The organism is Nonomuraea fastidiosa, assembly GCF_042751225.1.
Taxonomy (GTDB): Bacteria; Actinomycetota; Actinomycetes; order Streptosporangiales; family Streptosporangiaceae; genus Nonomuraea; species Nonomuraea fastidiosa.
Genome location: NZ_CP170570.1, coordinates 7,128,288 through 7,146,976 on the forward strand (window position 1 = coordinate 7,128,288; position 18,689 = coordinate 7,146,976).

Annotated in this window: 22 protein-coding genes and 1 pseudogene; 10 read left to right on the forward strand and 13 right to left on the reverse strand. The window is 72.3% G+C overall.

The annotated features are described in order from the left end of the window. Window positions 1–100 precede the first annotated feature (100 nt). From ACFMQL_RS32615 to ACFMQL_RS32635, 5 genes are read left to right on the forward strand one after another with little or no spacing between them, the layout of a single operon-like run. Complete coding sequence (locus tag ACFMQL_RS32615; protein ID WP_378788598.1) at window positions 101–1,294, forward strand: CaiB/BaiF CoA transferase family protein; 1,194 nt, start codon at window positions 101–103, stop codon at window positions 1,292–1,294. Beyond that, entirely contained in the window at window positions 1,291–2,100 is an 810-nt protein-coding gene (locus ACFMQL_RS32620) for a citryl-CoA lyase (protein WP_364052176.1), read from the forward strand. Before ACFMQL_RS32615 ends, ACFMQL_RS32620 begins: the two co-directional genes overlap by 4 nt. Beyond that, entirely contained in the window at window positions 2,093–2,959 is an 867-nt protein-coding gene (locus ACFMQL_RS32625) for an extradiol ring-cleavage dioxygenase (RefSeq protein WP_364052173.1), read from the forward strand. Before ACFMQL_RS32620 ends, ACFMQL_RS32625 begins: the two co-directional genes overlap by 8 nt. After that, window positions 2,956–3,318: a hypothetical protein gene (locus ACFMQL_RS32630; protein WP_364052170.1), complete on the forward strand. Its 363-nt coding sequence runs from the start codon at window positions 2,956–2,958 to the stop codon at window positions 3,316–3,318. Before ACFMQL_RS32625 ends, ACFMQL_RS32630 begins: the two co-directional genes overlap by 4 nt. Further along, a complete protein-coding gene (locus tag ACFMQL_RS32635) occupies window positions 3,318–4,274 on the forward strand; it encodes a zinc-binding alcohol dehydrogenase family protein (protein ID WP_364052167.1) in 957 nt (318 codons plus the stop codon). The genes ACFMQL_RS32630 and ACFMQL_RS32635 overlap by 1 nt, the downstream gene beginning before the upstream one ends. A gap of 92 nt (window positions 4,275–4,366) precedes the next feature. On the opposite strand, the gene ACFMQL_RS32640 is transcribed toward ACFMQL_RS32635, so the two are convergent. Then, window positions 4,367–5,170: an IclR family transcriptional regulator C-terminal domain-containing protein gene (locus ACFMQL_RS32640; protein ID WP_364052164.1), complete on the reverse strand. Its 804-nt coding sequence runs from the start codon at window positions 5,168–5,170 to the stop codon at window positions 4,367–4,369. Window positions 5,171–5,335: 165 nt separating this feature from the next. Beyond that, window positions 5,336–5,956 carry a TetR/AcrR family transcriptional regulator gene (locus ACFMQL_RS32645; RefSeq protein WP_378788602.1) on the reverse strand — a complete coding sequence of 207 codons (621 nt, stop codon included), beginning with the start codon at window positions 5,954–5,956 and terminating at the stop codon, window positions 5,336–5,338. A 155-nt stretch (window positions 5,957–6,111) separates the two neighbouring features. Between ACFMQL_RS32645 and ACFMQL_RS32650 the strand changes: the two genes are divergently transcribed. Beyond that, window positions 6,112–6,834, forward strand: coding sequence for an SDR family NAD(P)-dependent oxidoreductase (locus ACFMQL_RS32650; RefSeq protein ID WP_364052158.1), 723 nt, complete (start codon window positions 6,112–6,114; stop codon window positions 6,832–6,834). Window positions 6,835–6,926: 92 nt separating this feature from the next. Further along, window positions 6,927–8,972 (forward strand): SpoIIE family protein phosphatase, encoded by a 2,046-nt coding sequence (locus ACFMQL_RS32655; RefSeq protein WP_378788604.1) that lies wholly within the window; start codon window positions 6,927–6,929, stop codon window positions 8,970–8,972. Window positions 8,973–8,980: 8 nt separating this feature from the next. Here ACFMQL_RS32655 and ACFMQL_RS32660 read toward each other — a convergent pair whose 3' ends face one another. From ACFMQL_RS32660 to ACFMQL_RS32700, 9 genes and pseudogenes are all read right to left on the reverse strand, one after another. After that, a complete protein-coding gene (locus ACFMQL_RS32660; RefSeq protein WP_378790228.1) occupies window positions 8,981–9,724 on the reverse strand; it encodes an ABC transporter ATP-binding protein in 744 nt (247 codons plus the stop codon). 5 nt (window positions 9,725–9,729) lie between these two features. After that, window positions 9,730–10,524, reverse strand: coding sequence for an ABC transporter ATP-binding protein (locus ACFMQL_RS32665; protein WP_364052153.1), 795 nt, complete (start codon window positions 10,522–10,524; stop codon window positions 9,730–9,732). Next, window positions 10,521–11,315 carry an ABC transporter permease gene (locus tag ACFMQL_RS32670; RefSeq protein WP_364052150.1) on the reverse strand — a complete coding sequence of 265 codons (795 nt, stop codon included), beginning with the start codon at window positions 11,313–11,315 and terminating at the stop codon, window positions 10,521–10,523. The genes ACFMQL_RS32665 and ACFMQL_RS32670 overlap by 4 nt, the downstream gene beginning before the upstream one ends. After that, window positions 11,312–11,713 carry an ABC transporter permease gene (locus tag ACFMQL_RS32675; protein WP_378788606.1) on the reverse strand — a complete coding sequence of 134 codons (402 nt, stop codon included), beginning with the start codon at window positions 11,711–11,713 and terminating at the stop codon, window positions 11,312–11,314. Before ACFMQL_RS32675 ends, ACFMQL_RS32670 begins: the two co-directional genes overlap by 4 nt. 20 nt (window positions 11,714–11,733) lie before the next feature. Then, a complete protein-coding gene (locus tag ACFMQL_RS32680; protein WP_378788608.1) occupies window positions 11,734–11,976 on the reverse strand; it encodes an ABC transporter permease subunit in 243 nt (80 codons plus the stop codon). Beyond that, a complete protein-coding gene (locus ACFMQL_RS32685) occupies window positions 11,967–12,269 on the reverse strand; it encodes a hypothetical protein (RefSeq protein WP_378788609.1) in 303 nt (100 codons plus the stop codon). Before ACFMQL_RS32685 ends, ACFMQL_RS32680 begins: the two co-directional genes overlap by 10 nt. Further along, window positions 12,269–13,782, reverse strand: a pseudogene (locus ACFMQL_RS32690) (ABC transporter substrate-binding protein). The gene ACFMQL_RS32685 and the pseudogene ACFMQL_RS32690 overlap by 1 nt, the downstream one beginning before the upstream one ends. 71 nt (window positions 13,783–13,853) lie before the next feature. Then, the gene (locus ACFMQL_RS32695) at window positions 13,854–14,672 is read right to left on the reverse strand and encodes an ergot alkaloid biosynthesis protein (RefSeq protein ID WP_364052141.1); all 819 of its coding nucleotides are present in this window, start codon (window positions 14,670–14,672) and stop codon (window positions 13,854–13,856) included. Continuing rightward, window positions 14,669–15,103: a nuclear transport factor 2 family protein gene (locus ACFMQL_RS32700; protein ID WP_364052138.1), complete on the reverse strand. Its 435-nt coding sequence runs from the start codon at window positions 15,101–15,103 to the stop codon at window positions 14,669–14,671. The genes ACFMQL_RS32695 and ACFMQL_RS32700 overlap by 4 nt, the downstream gene beginning before the upstream one ends. Before the next feature lie 94 nt (window positions 15,104–15,197). On the opposite strand from ACFMQL_RS32700, the gene ACFMQL_RS32705 reads away from it, so the two are divergent. The 3 genes from ACFMQL_RS32705 (at window position 15,198) to ACFMQL_RS32715 (ending at window position 17,454) form a co-directional block, all read left to right on the forward strand. Continuing rightward, the gene (locus tag ACFMQL_RS32705) at window positions 15,198–15,794 is read left to right on the forward strand and encodes a TetR/AcrR family transcriptional regulator (RefSeq protein ID WP_364052135.1); all 597 of its coding nucleotides are present in this window, start codon (window positions 15,198–15,200) and stop codon (window positions 15,792–15,794) included. Between the two features lie 37 nt (window positions 15,795–15,831). Next, window positions 15,832–16,452, forward strand: a complete 621-nt coding sequence (locus tag ACFMQL_RS32710) for a TetR/AcrR family transcriptional regulator (protein ID WP_364052132.1) — start codon at window positions 15,832–15,834, stop codon at window positions 16,450–16,452. A 207-nt stretch (window positions 16,453–16,659) separates the two neighbouring features. Continuing rightward, window positions 16,660–17,454 (forward strand): glycerophosphodiester phosphodiesterase family protein, encoded by a 795-nt coding sequence (locus ACFMQL_RS32715; RefSeq protein WP_364052129.1) that lies wholly within the window; start codon window positions 16,660–16,662, stop codon window positions 17,452–17,454. Here the strand turns inward: ACFMQL_RS32715 and ACFMQL_RS32720 are convergent. Together ACFMQL_RS32720 and ACFMQL_RS32725 are read right to left on the reverse strand one after the other, a co-directional pair. Further along, window positions 17,409–17,576 carry a pentapeptide repeat-containing protein gene (locus ACFMQL_RS32720; protein WP_378788612.1) on the reverse strand — a complete coding sequence of 56 codons (168 nt, stop codon included), beginning with the start codon at window positions 17,574–17,576 and terminating at the stop codon, window positions 17,409–17,411. The genes ACFMQL_RS32715 and ACFMQL_RS32720 overlap by 46 nt on opposite strands. A 184-nt stretch (window positions 17,577–17,760) precedes the next feature. After that, a complete protein-coding gene (locus ACFMQL_RS32725; protein WP_378788614.1) occupies window positions 17,761–18,681 on the reverse strand; it encodes an FAD binding domain-containing protein in 921 nt (306 codons plus the stop codon). Between the last annotated feature and the right edge of the window lie 8 nt (window positions 18,682–18,689).

Genomic DNA, 18,689 nt, shown 5'->3' on the forward strand with positions numbered 1-18,689 from the left:
GTCGCTCCGCGCTATGGCCTGAGCGCAGGGCAGTGTGCCAGAATCCCGATGGCGGACATATGTCCGCTGAACGAACGGTGTGAATCGAAGGGGAGACAGGATGACACGAGACGCCGCAACGAACGGACCGGCGGGGGGCGGGCCGCTGTCCGGCGTGCTGGTGGCCGACTTCTCCCGGATTTTGGCGGGTCCGTACGCCACGATGCTCCTGGCCGACCTGGGCGCCGACGTCATCAAGGTCGAGAGCCCGAACGGCGACGACACCCGCGGCTGGATGCCCCCCACGCGCGGCGAGGTGTCCACCTACTACCTCGGCGTCAACCGCGGCAAGCGCTCGATCGCGCTCGACCTGCGCGACGAGGAGGACGCGGCCGCGGCCAGGGAGCTGGCCAGGCGCGCCGACGTGCTCATCGAGAACTTCCGCCCCGGCGGCCTGGCCAAGTACGGACTCGACTACGACGCCGTCAAGGCCGCCAACCCCGGCATCGTCTACGCCTCCATCAGCGGGTTCGGCTCCGGCAAAGGCGCCCGCGTGCCCGGCTACGACCTCATGGTGCAGGCCATCTCCGGGCTGATGAGCCTCACCGGCGACCCCGACGGGCCGCCGTACCGGGCCGGCATCTCCGTCTTCGACGTGATGGCCGGCAACCACGCCGTCATCGGCATCCTGGCCGCGCTGCGGCACCGCGACGCCACGGGCCGGGGGCAGCACGTCGAGATCAACCTGCTGTCGTCGGCGCTGACCGGGCTGGTCAACCACAGCTCCGCGTACGTGGCCGGCGGGGTGATCCCGTACCGGATGGGCAACGCGCACCCCAGCGTGTTCCCGTACGAGCCGCTGCCCACCGCCGACAACGACCTCATCGTCACCGCCGCCAACGACGGCCAGTTCCGCAAGCTGTGCGAGGTGCTCGGCATCCCCGAGGTCGCCGACGACCCGCGCTTCGCCCGCAACGCCGACCGCACCGCCAACCGCGACGTGCTGCGCCCGATCCTCGTCGAGCGGCTGCGCACCCGCGGCGCCGTCGAGTGGTTCGAGCTGCTGGTCGAGGCCGGCGTGCCGAGCGGGCCGATCCAGACCATCGACGGCGGCTTCGCGATGGCCGAGCGGTTCGGCCTCGACCCGATCGTGGAGGTCGGCGAGGGCGAGCGCGCCGTGCCGACCACCCGGCATCCCATCCGGTTCTCGGAGACGCCCGTCAGCTATACGCTGCCGCCGCCGGAGCTGGACGAGCACGGCGCGGAGCTGCGCAAGTGGCTGGCCACGACCGGCGGGCAAGGGGAGCGGGCATGAGCGAGCGCGAATATCCCACGGCGCTCGGAGCGTCGTCCCTGAAGAAGATCACGCTGCTCGGGCAGGACCTCGCCGGCGACGTCATGGGCGAGGTGGGCTTCGGCGAGCTGGCGTTCTGGCTGGCCACCCAGCGCCGCCCGTCACCCGGCGAGGTACGCGTCTTCGAGGCCGTGCTGGCCGCGCTGGCCGACCACGGGTTCACGCCGACCGCGATCGTGACGCGGCTGACGTACCTGTCGGCGCCCGACTCCGTGCAGGGGGCGCTGGCGGCGGGCCTGCTCGGCGGTGGCTCGCGCTTCCTCGGCGTCACCGAGGACTGCGGGCGCTTCCTCGACGACGTGCTGCGCGAGCACGGCGACCCGCTGCCCGCCGACGACGCCCACTGGGACGAACTGGCCCTGCGCACCGTGCGGGAGCGCCGCGAGCAGCGCAAGCTCATCCCCGGGCTCGGCCACCACGTGCACAAGGAAGGCGACCCGCGCACGCCCCGGCTGTTCGAGATCGCCGCCGAGGAAGGGCTCTACGGCCCCCACCTGTCGCTGTTCGCCGCGATCGGCCGCGTGCACCCCCAGGTGCTCGGCCGTACCTTGCCGCTCAACGGCGCCGGCGTGTGCGGCGCCGCGCTCGCCGACCTCGGACTGCCGCTGGAGCTGCTGCGCGCGTTCGCCCTGCTGGCCAGGACCGCGGGGCTCATCGGGCAGCTCGCGGAGGAGCTGCGCAACCCCGTCGCCAACGACATCTTCCTGTCGGTGGACCTCAACAACCGGCCGATCGATCCCGAGCCCTACGGAGGTTTGCATGGCTGAACTCGTCGCGGTCATCGCATCCACGCATCACCCGTTCTATTACCGCGCCTCCACCGCCACGGGGGAGGACCGGCCGCCGTTCGCCGACGAGTGGGTACGCAAGGTCGAAGCCTTCCGCGAGACCCTGACCAGGGCGAACCCCGACGTCCTCGTCATGGTCGGCTCCGACCACTTCCACCAGTTCTGGCTGGACAACATGCCGCAGTTCCTCGTCGGCAAGGCGCCCTTCTACGACGCCAACTGGTACAACGAGGAACGCGAGTTCGGCCTGCCCCGGATGTTCTTCACCGGCCAGGAGGAGCTGTCGGCGCACATCCTGCGCGGCGGCATCGACATGGGCTTCGACCTCGCCTTCTCCAACGAGCTGCGGATCGACCACTCCATCACGTGCCCGATCATCACCCTGCGCCCGCAGAACGACCTGCCGATCGTGCCCGTCTACACCAACATCTTCGCCCCGCCGCTGCCGCAGCCGAAACGCTTCATCCAGCTCGGCCAGGCCATCCGCGAGCTGGTCGAGTCGTGGCCGGGTGACCAGCGGGTGGCGGTCATCGGCACTGGGCACCTGTCGCTCGAGCTGGGCGGCCCCCGCCAGTTCGGGCCGCACGGCCCCGACCCCGAGTTCGACCGCAAGGCCGTCGAGTGGATCTCCACCGGCGACATCGAGGGCTGCCTGTCGGAGGTCACCCTCGACAGCCTGTGGAACCCCGGCAACGCCACCCACGGCTTCATGGACTTCATGCTGATGATGGGTGTCGCCGGCGAGGGCGCCAAGGCCGACTACGTGGACACCTACGACCTGTTCCACACCATGGAGGCGTACTTCACCTGGTATCCCAAGGGAGGCGGGCGCGCATGAGCAAGTACCTGCTGGACAAGTTCCTCTTCACCGTCGATCGCGACCCCGAGCTGGTCGAGCGCTACCGCGAAGAGCCGCGCGCGACCGTCGAGTGGTGGGAGGCCGAGTACGCCAACCGCCTGCTCAACTGCCACGCCGGCGAGGCGTCCACCTGGCTGCGCTTCGACGACGTCGAACGTGAGGCGCTGGCCACCCACGACTACGGCAAGCTGTTCGAGCTGGGCGCCCATCCGTTCCTCACGCTGACGCTGTTCATCGCGATGTTCGAGCGCGACTACCCCGAGCCGCTGGGCTTCCAGCACGAGTACGCCCGCCGGCTGTCGCACCACAAGCTGCCGTACCCGGACATCGCCACGTGATGAGGGCCGCGCAGATCGACACGTGCGGCCGGCCGCCGCGCCCGGCCGACCGGCCCGCGCCCGAGCCGGGGGAGTCCGAGCGGCTGGTGCGCGTGCTCGCCGCCCCGATCACGCCGCTCGACCTGCTGTGCGCCGGCGGCGCCTCCTACTTCGGGGCGCCCGCCACGCCGTACGTGCCGGGCGTGCAAGGCGTCGGGACGGTGGACGGGCGGCTGGTGTGGTTCCCCACCTCGGCCGGCATGGCGCCGGGCGACGGCAGCATGGCGGAGCTGGCGTGCGTGCCCGCCGGCGACCTCGTCGAGCTGCCCGACGGCGCCGACCCCGTCGCCGTCGCCGCGCTCGGGCTGTCGGCGGTGGCCGCGTACCAGGCGCTCACCTGGCGCGGCGAGCTGGCCCCCGGCGAGCAGGTGCTGGTGCTGGGCGCGGGCGGCGTCGTCGGGCAGGCGGCCGTGCAGCTCGCCCGCGTCGCCGGGGCGCGCCGGGTCGTCGCCGCCACCCGCTCGGCCGCCGGGTGCGAACGCGCCGCGCGGGCCGGCGCGGACGCCGTCGTCGCGCTCGACACCGAGGACGTGGCCGAGCTGGCCGAGCGCCTGGCCGACGCCTGTGACGGCCCGCTCGACCTGGTGCTCGACCCGCTCTTCGGCGCTCCCGCCGCCGCGGCGGCCCGCGTCCTGCGGCCCCATGGCCGGCTCGTCAACCTGGGTGCCTCCGCCGGCGAGACCTCGCCGTTCGACTCCTCCACCCTGCGCAGCCGCTCCCTGCGCCTGCTCGGCTACACCAACACCGAGCTGAGCCGCACGCAGCGGGCCGAGGTCATGGCGAAGGTGGCCGAGCTCGCGGTCTCGGGCCGGCTGCACGTGGACCACGAGGCGGTGCCTCTGGAGGACGTCGCCTCCGCCTGGCACCGCCAGAGCACCGGCACCGCCGCCGGCCGCCTCGTCCTCACCCCGCCCTGACCGGTCGCTCGCGTCACCCGGCAGCATGGCCTTCGCGCCGCTGCCGGGTCCGCTGCTGCGCCGCTCGCCGTTCCCGTCGCCAGGTGGGGTGGTCAGGGGGCGAGGGTGGCGTGGGGGACGGTGTCGTAGGCGGCCCAGTCGGCGCTGATCGCGCCGGCCGTCTTGAGCAGCAGCGGCAGATACTCCTCGGTCAGCCGCTCGACCGAGGTCTCGGCCGCGTTGACGTTGACGTTGATGGCGGCGATGACGTTGCCGAGCCCGTCGCGCAGCGGCGCGGCCACGCTGCGGATGCCGAGCGCCAGCTCCTCGTCCGTCAGCGCCCACCCCTTGGCCCTGACCTCGCGCAGCGCCGCCTCGCGCTCGGCCGCGCCGGGACGCCAGCGCGGCTCGATGCCGGAGCGGCTGGGCTCGGCCAGCACCCGGTCGACCTCCTCGGGCGGCAGCGCGGCGAGCAGCACCTTGCCCAAAGACGTCTGCAGCGCGGGGAACCGGGTGCCGATCTGCGCCGACAGGGTGACGATCTTGGGGACGGAGACGCGGGCGACGTACACGATGTCGGAGCCGTCGAGCTGGGCGATGGACGACGACTCGTGCGTCTGCTCCACCAGCCGCTCCATGTGCGGCCGTGCAACCTCCCACAGCCCCATCGACCGCACGTACGACACGCCGAGCTCCAGCACGCGCGGCGTCAGCGCGTAGCCGCGCGGCTCGCTGCGGGCGTACCCCAGCTCCTGGAGGGTGAGCAGGATGCGGCGGGCGGTGGGCCGGGCGAGCCCGGCGGCGGTGGCCACCTCGGTCAGCGACATGACCGGCCGGCCCGGCTGGAAGACCTTGATGACGTCGAGGCCGCGTGCGAGCGCCTCGATGAAGTCGGGGCCGGTGTCAGCACGTGCCATGAATACGCCTCCCTGCGTCGGGGTCCCGCGGGACCCGACTCTAGACCCTCGCGGCCGGATGTCCGCACAGCGGCGGCCGGGGAGAGCATAGCGGTGCCCGCCTCAGCCGCGCTTATAGAGTCAAGGGTACGGGTGAAGTGGCGTACACGTTGCCAAGCGATCGTTCTACGGACGGTTGTCCGTCAGGGTGGGCGCGCCGGGCAGCAGGGGATGGGCGGCCTCGGCCCGCAGGCCGTCGAGGAAGAACGACAGGCAGCGCCGCCAGGTGTCCGGCGCGGTGTCCATCGACTCGCGGATGACCCGCGACATCGCCCAGATCAGGGTGACCAGGTCGGGCATGCCGAAGTCGGCGCGCAACCGGCCGGCCTCCTTGGCCCGGACGACGATCCGCTCCGCGTCGAGGAAGCCCTGCTTGCAGACTTCGAGTACGTCGGTGGCGAGCGTGAACCCCCGGGTCAGGGCGTCGTTGAGCCCGTGATCCCGCGACTGCAGCGCGAACAGCCCTTCAAGGAAGGTCACGAACCCGTCCCACGGGTCGGGGTCGGCCAGCGCCGCCTCGGTGACCCGCTCGAGCGCGGCCAGCTGGTCGGGCAGGACCGCCGCGAGCAGCGCCTCGCGGGTGGGGAAGTGGTTGTAGAGGGTGCCGATGCTGACGCCGGCGCGGCGGGCGATGTGTTCGAGGGGGGCGTCGAGGCCGCGGTCGGCGAAGATCTCGGTGGCCGCGACCAGGAGCTTGTCGCGGTTGCGCGCGGCATCCGACCGCAGCGGCTTGGGTGCGGCTGCCATGGCAGACATCCTACGAAGGCGAGCCGGCCTTCATGACGCCGTCGCCGCCCGTCCGTCGCGGCCCCGCCCATCGTCTCGTTCTTGCCCGGGCGCTCGTGGTACGGTCGCGAGCAAGAACTTGAGGCATCCCTCAACTTATCTCGGGAGGACCCGCCATGCCCGCACGTAAGACCGCCGTCATCGCCGGAGCCGGTCCGGGACTCGGCATGTCCATGGCCCGCCGCTTCGGCCGCGAGGGCTACGCCGTCGCCCTCATCTCCCGCTCACCCGACCGCCACCCCGGCTACGTCGCCGAGCTCGCCGAGTCGGGCGTCGAGGCCGCCGGGTTCGTCGCCGACGTCCACGACCGCGACCGCGTGCTCGAAACCCTCGACGAGATCACCGCCCGCTTCGGCCCGATCGGCCTGCTCTACTACGGCCCGGGCGCCGCCGACGTGACCGCGATGCCCGAGCCGATCACCGAGACCACCTCCGACGACGTCAGGAAGGCGATGAGCGTGGTGTACGCGGCCGTCGACGTCGCAGGCCACGTCCTGCCCGGCATGGTCGGCAGGGGCGAGGGCGGGCTGCTGTTCGCGGGCGGACTCAGCGCGGTCCTGCCGATGCCGCCGCTCGGCGCGCTCGCACCGGCCGCGGCGGCGCTGCGCACGTACGCGCTGACCCTCAACGCCGCCCTGGCCGGACAGGGCGTCTACGCCGGCAGCCTGACGATCGGCGGGCTGGTCGAGCGCGGCGACATCCACCGGTACATCGCCGCCGACCCGGCCCGCCTCGCCGAGCTGGGCGGAAAGACGCTCGATCCCGACGCCATCGCCGACACCGCCTGGGACATGTTCACCAAGCGCGACCGCGCGGAGGAGACGTTCAGCGCCCTGTGACGTATCCGGCAAGCCCGGGCGGAACCCGGCGTTCCGCTCGGGCCGGACAGGGGTAGGCATGAGGGGAGATGTGGCCATCGGGGGAGGTCACGATGGGGGATGAGTGTGATCGCGCTATCAGCGGGCTGCCGTTCGAGGTGCTGGATCCGGCACCGGTCAGTGTGGCGGTGACGCGCGGGGCCGATCACCGGCTCGTCTACACCAACGACGCCTACCGCGCGGAACTCGGCGACCGCCCGATCGGGTCGCCGCTGCCCAGGTCGTTCGCCGACGGCCGCCGGCAGCACTACCGGGAGCTGCTCGACCGGGTGTACGCCACCGGCGAGCCGGTCGTGCTCACCGCCGCCCCGGCCAGCACCGACGAGCCCGACCGGTACTTCACCTCGAGCCTGTCACGGGTGTCGTTCGGGGGCGGCGAGTACGGCGTGCTGGTGGTCGCGGTGGAGGTCACCGACCAGATCACGGCCGCCCGGCAGGTGGAGGCCCTCGCCAACGAGCGCAGCCACATCCTGCGCCGCTACCAGAGCATCATGCAGGTCAGCGCGCAGATCTTCTGGGTGGCCGGGCCCACGGGCGAGGTGATCGAGCACAGCGCGAGCTGGGAGCGGGTGACCGGCCAGCCGTGGGAGGAGTACCAGGGGCAGGGCTGGCTGAAGATGGTGCACCCCGACGATCGGGAGGCGGCGATGGCCTCGTGGGCTGAGGCCCTCGGCAGGATGGAGGTCTGGGAGTACGCCTACCGGCTGCGCACCGTCGACGGCTCCTACCGCCACTACGCGGTCACGGCCGTGCCGATCAGGGAGCACGGCGAGCTGGTGGAGTGGGTGGGCACCTGCACCGACATCGAGCAGCAGTGGCAGGAACAGCGCTGCCAGCAGCTGCTCGACCGCGCCGCCGCCGCCACGGCCGAGCGGACCAACCTGGAGGAGATGCTCGGCGCGGTCGCCAACGTCATCGTGCCGGAGCTGGCCGACGGCTGCGGCGTCCACCTCGTCACCGACCTCACCGGCGAACAGCGCAGCGGGGCGCCGTTCGTGGTCGAGCGGGTCGCCACGGCCGCGCGGCCCGGCCTGCCCCGCCTTCCGCCGTACGGCGAGGAGCGGCTGCCGCCCGACAACGCGGTCGTGCAGGCCGCGCGGCGGCGCCGCCCGCTGTCGAATCGGTTCCCGCCCGGCTGCCCGCCGCCCGGCGTGGCACCGTCCTGGTCGCAGCAGTGGATGGTGGCGAACAAGGCCAACAGCATCGTCGTGCTGCCCGTCGTGGTGGACGGCGCGGTGCCCGCCGTCGTGACGCTGATGACCTGCGGCGACCGCCCGCCGATCAGCCGGGCCGACATCGCGCTGCTGAGCCGCATGTTCGAACACGCGCACGACGCGCTGAGCAGCGCCATACGGTTCCAGCGCACGCAGCAGATCGCGCTGGCCCTGCAGCACAGCCTGCTCGTGGAGCCGCCCAAGCTGGCCGGCCTGCGCATCGAGGCCCGCTACCGGGCCAGCCCGTCGGCGGCCGAGGTGGGCGGCGACTGGTATGACTCGTTCGTCCTGCCCGACGGCGTCCCCGTCATGGCCATCGGCGACGTCGCGGGTCACGACCTCGGCGCGGCCGTCGCCATGAGCCAGATCCGCAACATGCTGCGGGCTCTTGCCATGGACCGGTGCGAGCCGCCGGGGGAGATACTCACCAGGCTCAACATCGCCATGAGCTCGCTGTCGTCGGACGTCACCGCGACGTGCGTGCTGGCCAGGATCGAGGAGTACGGCGGCCGGTACCGGCTCAACTACGCGGTCGCCGGCCACCCGCCGCCGCTGCTGGTCACCGAGGACGGCGCGGGCCGCTTCCTGGAGAGCTGCGTCAACCCGCTGCTCGGCTTCCCGAACGAGGACGGCTGCCGCTCCAGCATCGAGCCGCTGCCGCCCGGCTCCACGGTGCTGTTCTACACCGACGGCCTCATCGAGCGGCCCGGGGAGAACATCGACGACGGCCTCGAACGGCTGCGCCACCTGGCCGGCGCGCTCGCCCGCTGCCCCCTGGACCGCTTCTGCGACCAGGTGCTCAGCAGCCTGCCGACGACCGGGCTCGACGACATCGCGGTCATCGCGCTCCGCCTGCCGCCCGCGCCGGACGACGCCGGCGGCTGAGGCCGGCGTCAGTACCGGCTGAGCCTGGGCACGCTCTCGACCAGCCGCCGCGTGTACGGGTGCGACGACGAGCCCAGCACGTCGGCGGCGGCGCCGCGTTCGGCGATCCTGCCTCGCTCGATGACCGCGATCTCCTGGCACAGCGCGGCCACCACCGCCAGGTCGTGCGAGACCATCACGACGGTCAGGTCACGGGAGGCGCTGAGCTCCTTCAGCAGCTCGACCACCCGCACCCGGGTCGATACGTCCAGCGCGCTGACCGGCTCGTCGGCCAGCAGCACCCGCGGCTCGCACACGATGGCCCTGGCGATCGCGATGCGCTGCCGCTGCCCGCCGGAGAACTCGTGCGGATAGCGCTCGGCCGCGTCGGCCGGCAGGCCCACCGAGCGCAGCGCCTCGGCCACCCGGTCACCGATCTCGTCGCGCGGGCAGGCGCGCAGCGCCCGCAGCGGCTCGGAGACGATCCTGCGGACCCGCTGGCGCGGGTCGAGCGACGAGTACGGGTCCTGGAACACCGGCTGGACCGCCCGCCGGAACTTCCGGTCCCGCGCGGACGTCACCGGCCTGCCGTCGAACAGCACCTGCCCCGACGTCGGCCTGGCCAGCCCGAGCAGCAGCCGCAGCAGCGTCGTCTTGCCCGCGCCGGACTCGCCGACGATCGCCAGGTTGCGCCCGCGCGTCACCTCGACTGACACGCCGGACAGCACCTCGGCCCCGCCCCGGTAGGCGAAGCCGACCTCCCGCGCCTCCATGATCGTCACGGCGCCATCCGATCCAGCTCGGCCTCCAGCTCCCTGGCGCTGTCCACCAGGGACCGCGTGTAGGGGTGGCGTGGCTCGCGCACGATGTCCCGCGTCCTTCCCGACTCCACCGCGGAGCCCTCCTTCAGCACGATCAGCCGGTCCGCCACGCCCGCGACCACCGCCAGGTCGTGCCCGATGAACAGCAGCGCCATGTCCCTGGCCGCGATCAGCCGGTCCAGCAGCGCCAGCACCTCGGCCTGCACGGTGACGTCCAGCGCCGTGGTCGGCTCGTCGGCGATCAGCAGCGCGGGCTCGCAGGCCAGCGCCATCGCGATCGCCGCCCGCTGCCGCTGCCCGCCGGAGATCTCGTGCGGGTACGCCCGCGCGACGCGTTCCGGCAGCGCCACCTCCTCCAGTGCGGCCAGGACCGCCGAGCGCAGCGCCGCGCCGCGCAGCCCGCGCCGCCGCCGGATCGGCCCGGCGACCTGCCTGCCGATGCGCATGAGCGGGTCGAGCGCGGTCAGCGGCTCCTGGAAGACGACCGAGGCGGCCCGGCCGCGCAGCCGGTCGAGCCGCCTGCCGGGCGCGCCGACGACCTGCGTGCCCGACAGCAGCACGCTGCCGTGCGCGGTCAGGCCGGGCGGCAGCAGGCCGAGTACGGCGAGGGCGGTCAGCGACTTGCCGGAGCCGGACTCGCCGATCAGGCCGAGCCGCTCGCCGGGGGCGAGGCCGAACGACAGGCCGTGGATCAGCTCGTGGCCGTCGGAGCGGCGTACCGACAGATTCTCCACCGACAGCAGCTCGCTCACCGTGACCTCCCTCCGCTGAGGTCGCGCAGCCCGTCGGCGACCAGGTTCGTCCCGATGACCAGCACGACGAGCAGCACGCCCGGCGCGACGGCACCGACCGGCGCGGTCAGCACCGTCGCCTGCGCCTCCTGCAGCAGCCGGCCCCACGAGGCGTTCGGCGGCGGCGGGCCGAGCCCCAGGTACGACAGCGACGCCTCGGCCAGCACCGCGAGGCCGAGCTGCAGCGCCAGGTTGACCATGAGCGTCGGCCAGATGTTCGGCAGCACGTGCTCGGCGATGATCCGCGGCCACGAGCTGCCCGAGGTGCGGGCCGCGGTGATGTAGTCCTGCGCCAGCACCCGCTTGACCAGCACCCGGGTCAGCCTGGCCACCACCGCCGACATGGCCAGCCCGATGGCCAGGATCGCCGAGCCCAGCGACGCCTCGCGTACCGCCACCACCAGCATGGCCAGCAGCAGCGTCGGGAACGCGATGAGCGCGTCCAGCACGGCGGCGAGCGCGTCGTCGAGCCAGCGGGTGGCGAACCCGGCCGCGAGGCCCGCCGCCACCCCGAGCAGCCCGCCGAGCAGCACCGATCCGGCGCCGGCCGCGAGCGCGATGCGCGCGCCGATCATGAGCTGGGTGAGCAGGTCGCGGCCCAGCTTGTCGGTGCCCAGCAGGTGCTCGCCGCCCGGCGGCGCCAGCCGCCCGCCCGAGGTGTCGGCCGGATCGTACGGCAGCCACACCAGCGACACCGCCGCCACGAGCACCACGAAACCGACCAGCACGCAGCCCGTCACGAAAGACTTCATGAGCGCCCCAGCCTGGTCCGCAGCCGCGGGTCCACCAGCCGCTGCACCACGTCGGCGGCGAACCCGATCACCAGCACCGCGAGCGTGCTGACCGCCAGCACGCCCTGGATCACCGGATAGTCGTGCTCGGCGATGCCCTTGACCAGCATGGTGCCGAGCCCGGGCAGCGCGAACACGCTCTCCACCACCACCGCGCCGAGGAACGTGGTCGCAAGCTCGATGCCGAGGATCGAGATGACCGGCACCGAGGCGTTGCGCAGGCCGTGCCGCCACATGGCGCCGGCGAACGACTCGCCCATGGCCCGCGCCGTGCGCAGGTAGTCGGCGGTCAGCACGTCGAGCGTGGCCGAACGTACGTACCGGATCAACGAGGCCGACATCACCAGCGCGATCGTCACGACCGGCAGCGTCAGCGAGGTCAGCGCGCGGCCCGGCTCGGCCCAGTCCTGCCGGGGAAGCCGCCCGCGGGCAGCAGCCGCAGCTTCAGTGCGAACACCGTCACCAGCAGCATCCCGATCCAGAACACCGGCACCGCGATGCCGAGCTGGGACAGGCCGCTGAGCAGCGCGCCGTACCAGCGGTGCGCCCGGTACGCGGCCAGGAACCCGACCGGCAGCGCCACCAGCACCGCAAGCGCGAACGACAGCAGCGTCAGCGGCACCGTGACGGCCAGCCCGCGGCGATCTCCTCGCCGACCGGCAGCTTGCTGATGTAGGAGGTGCCGAGGTCGAGCCGGGCCAGATCGCCGAGCCAGGCCGCGTACTGCTGCGGCAGCGGCAGGTCCGAGCCGACCTCGTGGCGGGCCGCCGCGATCTGCTCGGGCGTCGCGCCCATCGGCAGCAGCGCGTTGGCCGGATCGCCCGGGAGCAACCGCAGCAGCACGAACAGCAGCGACGCGGCGAGCAGCAAGGAGGCCAGCAGGAACGCGGTACGGCGCAGCAGGTAGCGCCCCATCAGCCCTTCTTGATCCCGTAGGCGTAGAACTGCGAGTTCAGGCCGTTGACCGGGTAGCCCGACAGGTCGGACGAGGCCACCACGATCTGCGGGTACAGGTAGAGCCATTCGCTCGCGGCGTCCTCGGCGATCTTCCTGTTGGCCTTCTTCAGCAGCTCGGTCTGCTCGGCCTCGGTACGCGCCCGCTCGGCCTCCTCGATCCACGTGGAGACCTGCGGGTTGTCGTAACCCCAGTAGAAGTCGGGGTTGCCGTACCAGACCACGTCACGGTCGTTGACGTGCTCCTGCAGGGTGGCGGCGAAGTCGTGGTTCTTGTACACCTTCGTGTACCACTCGTCGGCGGTGATCACGTTGATGTCCACGGTGATGCCGACCTTGGCCAGCTCGCTCTTGATGAACGTGGCGGCCGTCGGGTGGGGGTCGTAGTTGGGCGTGTCCAGCGTGAAGCGGAAGCCCTTGGCGTACCCGGCGGCGGCCAGCTCGCGCCTGGCCGCCTCGACGTCGTAGGTGTCGAGCGAGGTGAGGTCCTCGTACCAGGGGTCGGTCGGCGGCACCATCGAGCCGATCAGCGTGCCGTGCCCGGCCCACACCGACTCCAGCAGCTTGGCGTCGTCGATGGCCGCAGCGACCGCCTTGCGCACCTGCGGCTTGTCGAACGGCGCCTTGCGGTCGTTGAACGCGAGCAGCAGCTTCGTCGTCGACTTGCCCTCGCTGACCTTGTAGTCGGGGTTGTTGTCGAACTGCGAGAGCGCGTCGGGGCTCTGCTGGCTGGTCACCACGTCCACGGCGCCGGTCAGCAGCGCGTTGTTGAGCGCCGATGCGTCGGTGAAGTAGTGGAACACCACGCCGCCGTTGGCCGGCTTGGGCCCCAGTAGCCGGGGAACGGCTCGAGGCTGAGCGTCGAGCCGCGCTTCCACGACCCCAGCTTGTACGGCCCCGTGCCGTCCGCGCTCGTCGCCAGGTCCTTGGCGTCGGCGTTGACCACCCACACGTAGCTCAGGTTGTAGATCAGCGAGATCGAGCGGTGCTTCAGCTTCACCACGACCGTGCTCTCGTCGGGCGCCTCGACCGACTTGATGACCTCGAGGTTGCTCTTGCGGGCCGACTGGGAGTCCTCGGCCGTCACCCGCTCGATGCTGCGCTTGACGTCGTCCGCGGTCAGCGCCTTGCCCGAGTGGAACGTCACGCCCTTGCGCAGCGTGAACGTGTAGGTCAGGCCGTCGTCGGAGACCGTGTGGCTCTCGGCCAGCAGCGGCTCCACCTTGCCCTCGTCGGTCAGCCGGAACAGGCCCTCGTAGACGTTGCCGTTGAACGCCTCGGTGATCCCCTGGCCGCCGCCGGCGGTATTGTCGAGGTTCTGCGGCTCATAGAGGGAACCGATCTCGATCGTGGCCGGCGCGGCCGGGGCGCCGCTGGGCGACGCGTCCTCCGGGCCGGAGCCGCACGCGGCGAGTGCGAGGGCCAGTGCGACCGCGACGCCGGCGAACTTCCTGTTCAACGTAAACTCCACCATTGCTTACCAAATTAGTAGGTTTAGCGGAATATACCTCCTTGCCCGGTTCGGTGCGGCTTTGACCCCCGTGATCAGCGCAGCTCGGCGGCGGCGAAGGCGCGGAAGCTGCGCGGCGGGCGGCCGGTGACGCGCTGCACCGTGTCGGTGACGCGGTCCTCGGTGCCGAGGCTGATGTCGGTGTCCAGCGCGGCCAGCATGGCCGCGAAGTCCCGCGGCATGCCGTGGGCGGCGAAGTGCGCGGCGAGCTCGTCCTCGGTGACCGGGCGGTGCCGCAGCGGGCCCGCGCCCAGCTCGGTGAGCAGCGCGGCCACGTCGTCGTAGCCGAGCGCCTCCGGGCCGGTGATCACGTGCTCGGTGTTGTGCGGCTCCGGGTCGGTCAGCGCGTGCCCGGCCACGGCCGCGATGTCGCCCGCGTCCACGAACGCCACCCGGCCCGCGCCGGTCGCGGAGATCAGCTCGCCGTCGCGGAGGCGCAGCGCGAGCGCCTGGCCGGTGAAGTTCTGCATGAACCACGAGGGCCGCAGCACGGCCCACTCCGGCATCACCGTACGGACCAGCTCGTACAGCGCCACGGCCCCCGGCGTGCGCTCGGGGCGCGCCGACGTGCCGAGCAGCACCGCGCGCCGCACGCCCTGGCGTACCGCCTCATGCAGGAACGGCTCCACCAGCGGGGCCGGCTCGGTCACCCCGATGGGCGGCAGGACGTAGACGGCGCGCGCGCCGGACAGCGCGGGCGCGTAAGTCTCCGGCTCCGTCCAGTCGAAGCGCACGAAGCCCGGCCGGTCGGCCTTGCGGCTTGCGGGCCGCGCCGGCACGCCGCGTTCGCGCAGGAAGGCCGTCACCCGCGAACCGGTCGTGCCGGTCGCCCCGATCACCAGCACCTCGCTCATGCCGCACCTCCGGCGAACGCCTTCGTCAGCGCCTCGAGCCCGCCCATCGCCCGGGCGGCCTGCAGCGGGTTCCAGTAGTCGCGGTAGTGGCGGATCTCGCCGTCCCGCACGGTGATGATCGCGACGTACTCCATCCGGTACGGCTCCCCGCTGCGCGGCACGATTCCGGCCACCTCCAGCTCCACGACCACCACCTCGGGGTTCTCGGTCCGGTGGATCACCTTACGGACGACCTCCCGCACGTCGTACTTCTCGGGATAGTCGCGCAGGTACTCCCTGATCGCCTCGCGTCCCTCCACTTTGCGCGGGTACCCGGGAGGTGCGAACGGGAACTCGATCACGCCGTCCTCGGCCCACAGGCCCGCGAAGCCCGACATGTCCTTGGCGAGCAGCAGGGCGATGCCGCGCTCGACCAGCTCAGTGGCTTCCATGGCAATCCTCTCTACGTCGCGACGGTACGGTACCGTCCCGACGTCCACCATAGACGGAACGGTCCCGTATCGTCCAATCGCTAGACTGCGTGCCATGAGCCGCCGCACTCCCACCGGCGCAGCCGTGCTGCAGCCCCAGGTCACCGAGGCCATCACCGAGGCCGTGCTGGACGAGCTGGCCGAGCACGGCTACGCCAGGCTCTCGATGGAGGGGGTCGCCAAACGGGCCGGCGTGGGCAAGAGCGCGCTGTATCGCCGCTGGAAGTCCAAGCAGGAGATGGCCATGGCGGTGATCTGCGACCACTTCATCGCCACGCTCGACGTGCCCGACACCGGCACGCTCCGCGGCGACCTGCGCGCCTCCCTGGAGTCCGTGACCGGGTGGCTCACCCACCCGCGCTTCGCGCGCGTCCTGCCCGACCTCGTGGCCGAGATGGTCTGCAACCCCGAGCTGGGCGAGGTCGTGGGGCTGCTGGTGGGGGAGCCGAAGCGGGAGCGTACGGCCGAGATCTTCCGGCGCGCGATCGCGCGCGGCGAGCTGCCGCAGGACACCGACATCGAGCTCGCGCTCGACCTGATCGCCGCCCCGGTCTACTGGCGGTTCGTGGTACGCGCCGCCGAGGCGGGCCCCACCTACCTCGACGACCTCACCGACACGCTGCTGCGCGCCCTGCGGGCCACGTCCTCTTGAGGTCGCGGATGACATATCCGGTTGTAGGGTGGGGCACATGCCCGCCGCACCGCTGAGGAAAGACGCCGCACGCAACCGCCGGCAGATCCTGCAGACGGCCAGGGCCATGCTCGACGCGGGCGCCACCCTGCAGCTCAACGCCGTCGCCCGGGAGGCCGACGTCGGCGTGGGCACCGTCTACCGGCACTTCCCGACCCCCGAGGCGCTGCTCGCCGCGCTCGCCGAGCAGCGGTTCGAGGAGCTGATCGAGGAGGTCAGGCAGGCCACCGCCGCGCCCGACGTCCGCGCCGCCCTGCGGGAGATCCTGGAGCACGGGCTCACCGCGTACCTCGAGGACAAGGCGTTCGCCGCCGAGGCGCTCGGCCCGGCGCCCACCACCGAGCGCACTCGCGAGCTGCGGGACGAGCTGGCCGGGCTGCTTCGCGACCTGCTGGCCCGCGCCGTCTCCGATGGCGTCATGCGGCCCGGCATCGACGCGCTCGACCTGCTCGTGCTGATCTGCGGGATCGCGTACGCGGTCAACCACACCCCGCACCCCGGCGATCCGGGCGTCGCTTCCCGCTACCTGAACGCCCTGCTGAACGGCGTCCTGATCGGCGGCGGCACCGTGGAAGGGCCTGCGGGCGACGGCAGCGCTTCGGCTCGGGGTTCTGGGTGAGGCCGGGCGGCGCTCCGCCCGCCCCCTTCGAACCGGTCATCACCAAACCGGCGAGCCCGAGCCGCCCACCCTTCAAGGGTCCGGACGAGGAGCGTGGCGGCGCGGCACGCCTGCTTCGGCCTGGTCGCCGCCAATGCTTGATCATTTAGCGGTTCGATGCTTAGCCTGCCCGTGCCGATCATCCCCGACGCTAGGGAGTCAGCACGCATGACGATCATGAAGAAGGCGGCGTTACTGACCACGCTGGCCGCGCTCGGCACGACGCTCGCAGCACCTGCGGCGCACGCCCGGCCGGCCGCCGTCGCCTGTCCCGAGGTCTTCGGCCACGGCGGCTACCCCACCGGGCCGAACCCATGGGACCGTGACCAGATCCGCCAGCCCAACCACGCCCGCGGCATCGACGACCAGAAGGCGTGGGGCGCCGACGGGGTGGAGGGGGACGTCCAAGTCACCAGGCAGGGCACCAAGGCCGTCATGTGGCACAACACCACGACCAACGGCCTGACCGGCACGAGGAAGAACATCACCGACCTGTGGTGGGCGGCCGGCAGCGACAACCTGCGCGACCGCAGCATCTCGCGCGGGCCCTACAAGGGACAGAAGGTGCACACGCTGCGGCAGTGGCTGGACCATGTGAAGTCGCGGGGCATGATCGCGCTGCTGGAGATCAAGCCCGAGGCCCGGCCCGTGCTGTCCGACCCGACGTACGGGGCGCAGGCGTGGAAGGAGGTCTCCGACCCGATCAAGGAGCGCCAGGCGTCGATGCGCATCCTCGTCTACTCGAACGACTCCTGGATCCAGTCCGAGCTCGCCAAGCGCCACCCCGGCCTGCTCAAGGGCTCCCAGGCCCGCTGGACCGACAGCGTCGGCTGGGAGGAACCGCCGCCGTCCTGGACCGGCAACACCGCCCGCTGGACGGAGGTGCTGGCCCAGGCGCCGAAGAGCGTGATGACGAACTACACGAAGGAGTACCGCGCCTGGCTCCAGGGCAAGTGCACCTGACCAGTGCTCAACGACACGTCGCTCAACGACGCGCCGCCCAGCGACACGTCGCTCAACGACGCGCCGCCCAGCGACACGGCGTTCAGCGACACGCCGTTCAACGACGCGGCGCTTAGCGACACGGCCGCGCGCCCGTAGCGCCGGAGACCCCGTCGCCGACTGCGGTCTCCGGCGCCACGGGCGCCCCGCCTGTGTTACGGGTGCTCCGGCCCGGCAGCGCGTGCGTGCGCTCGGAGATCCCGCCGCCGACCACCGGTGCGCCTCCGGACCACCCGTGCCGTGAAGGCAGCGAGGCGGGGGCGGGGATCAGCTGGGGGTCGCGGCGCGTTCGAGGACCTCCAGGACGGTCGCGGTGAGCAGGGTGACCTTGTAGCCGTTGCGGGCGGCGGTGGTGCAGCGGGCGGCGGCGAGCCCGGCGGCGGTCTCGAAGGACTGCCCGGCCAGCACCGCGTCCTCGACCTCGCCGAGCCGCAGCGGCACCCGCGCGACGCCGCCGACGGCAACGGCGGCGGCAGTGATCCTCGACCCCTCCGTGACCAGGCGGGCGGTCGCCTCCGCCAGCGGCCACTCGGCCTCAGACCGTGCGATGGCGCGACGGTACGCGGCGCGCTCCCCGGCCACCGGCGGCGGCAGATGCACGGAGGTGAGCAGCTCGCCGGGGCCGAGGAGGTGGTCGCGGGTCGGGTCGGACCCGTCGCCGTACAGCTCGGCGATCGGGAACGGGTCCCTGCCGTGCACCTCCACGACCGCGTCGTACGCCAGCAGCGCCATGGCCAGGGACGACGGATGGGGTGCCAGGCAGGGGCCGGTGTCGATGACGGCGGTGTACATGCTCTGGCCCGCACGGGCCGGGCAGGAGTCGCCGCCGTCCTGGTGGCAGGTGAAGGCGGGGTTGCGGTAGTACGAGCAGCGGTTGCGCTGGAGCAGGTTGCCGCCGACGGTGGCCATCGCTCGGATCTGCGGGGTGGCCAGCCCGCGCGCGGTCAGCGCCAGCGCCGGGTACGCCGCACGCAGCCGTTCGTCGCGGGCCACCTCGGCGACGGTGGTGAGGGCGCCGATGCGGGCGGAGCCGTCCGGCTGCCAGGTGATGCCCGATATTTCGGGTGCGTCGCGCAGCCCGGCCAGGTCCACGTACGGACCGGCCACGCGCCGGCTCATCAGGTCGGTGCCGCCCGCGCGCGGCACGCCGTGCCGGGCGGCCTGGAGAAGATCGGTGGAGACGGTCAACGTCTGTT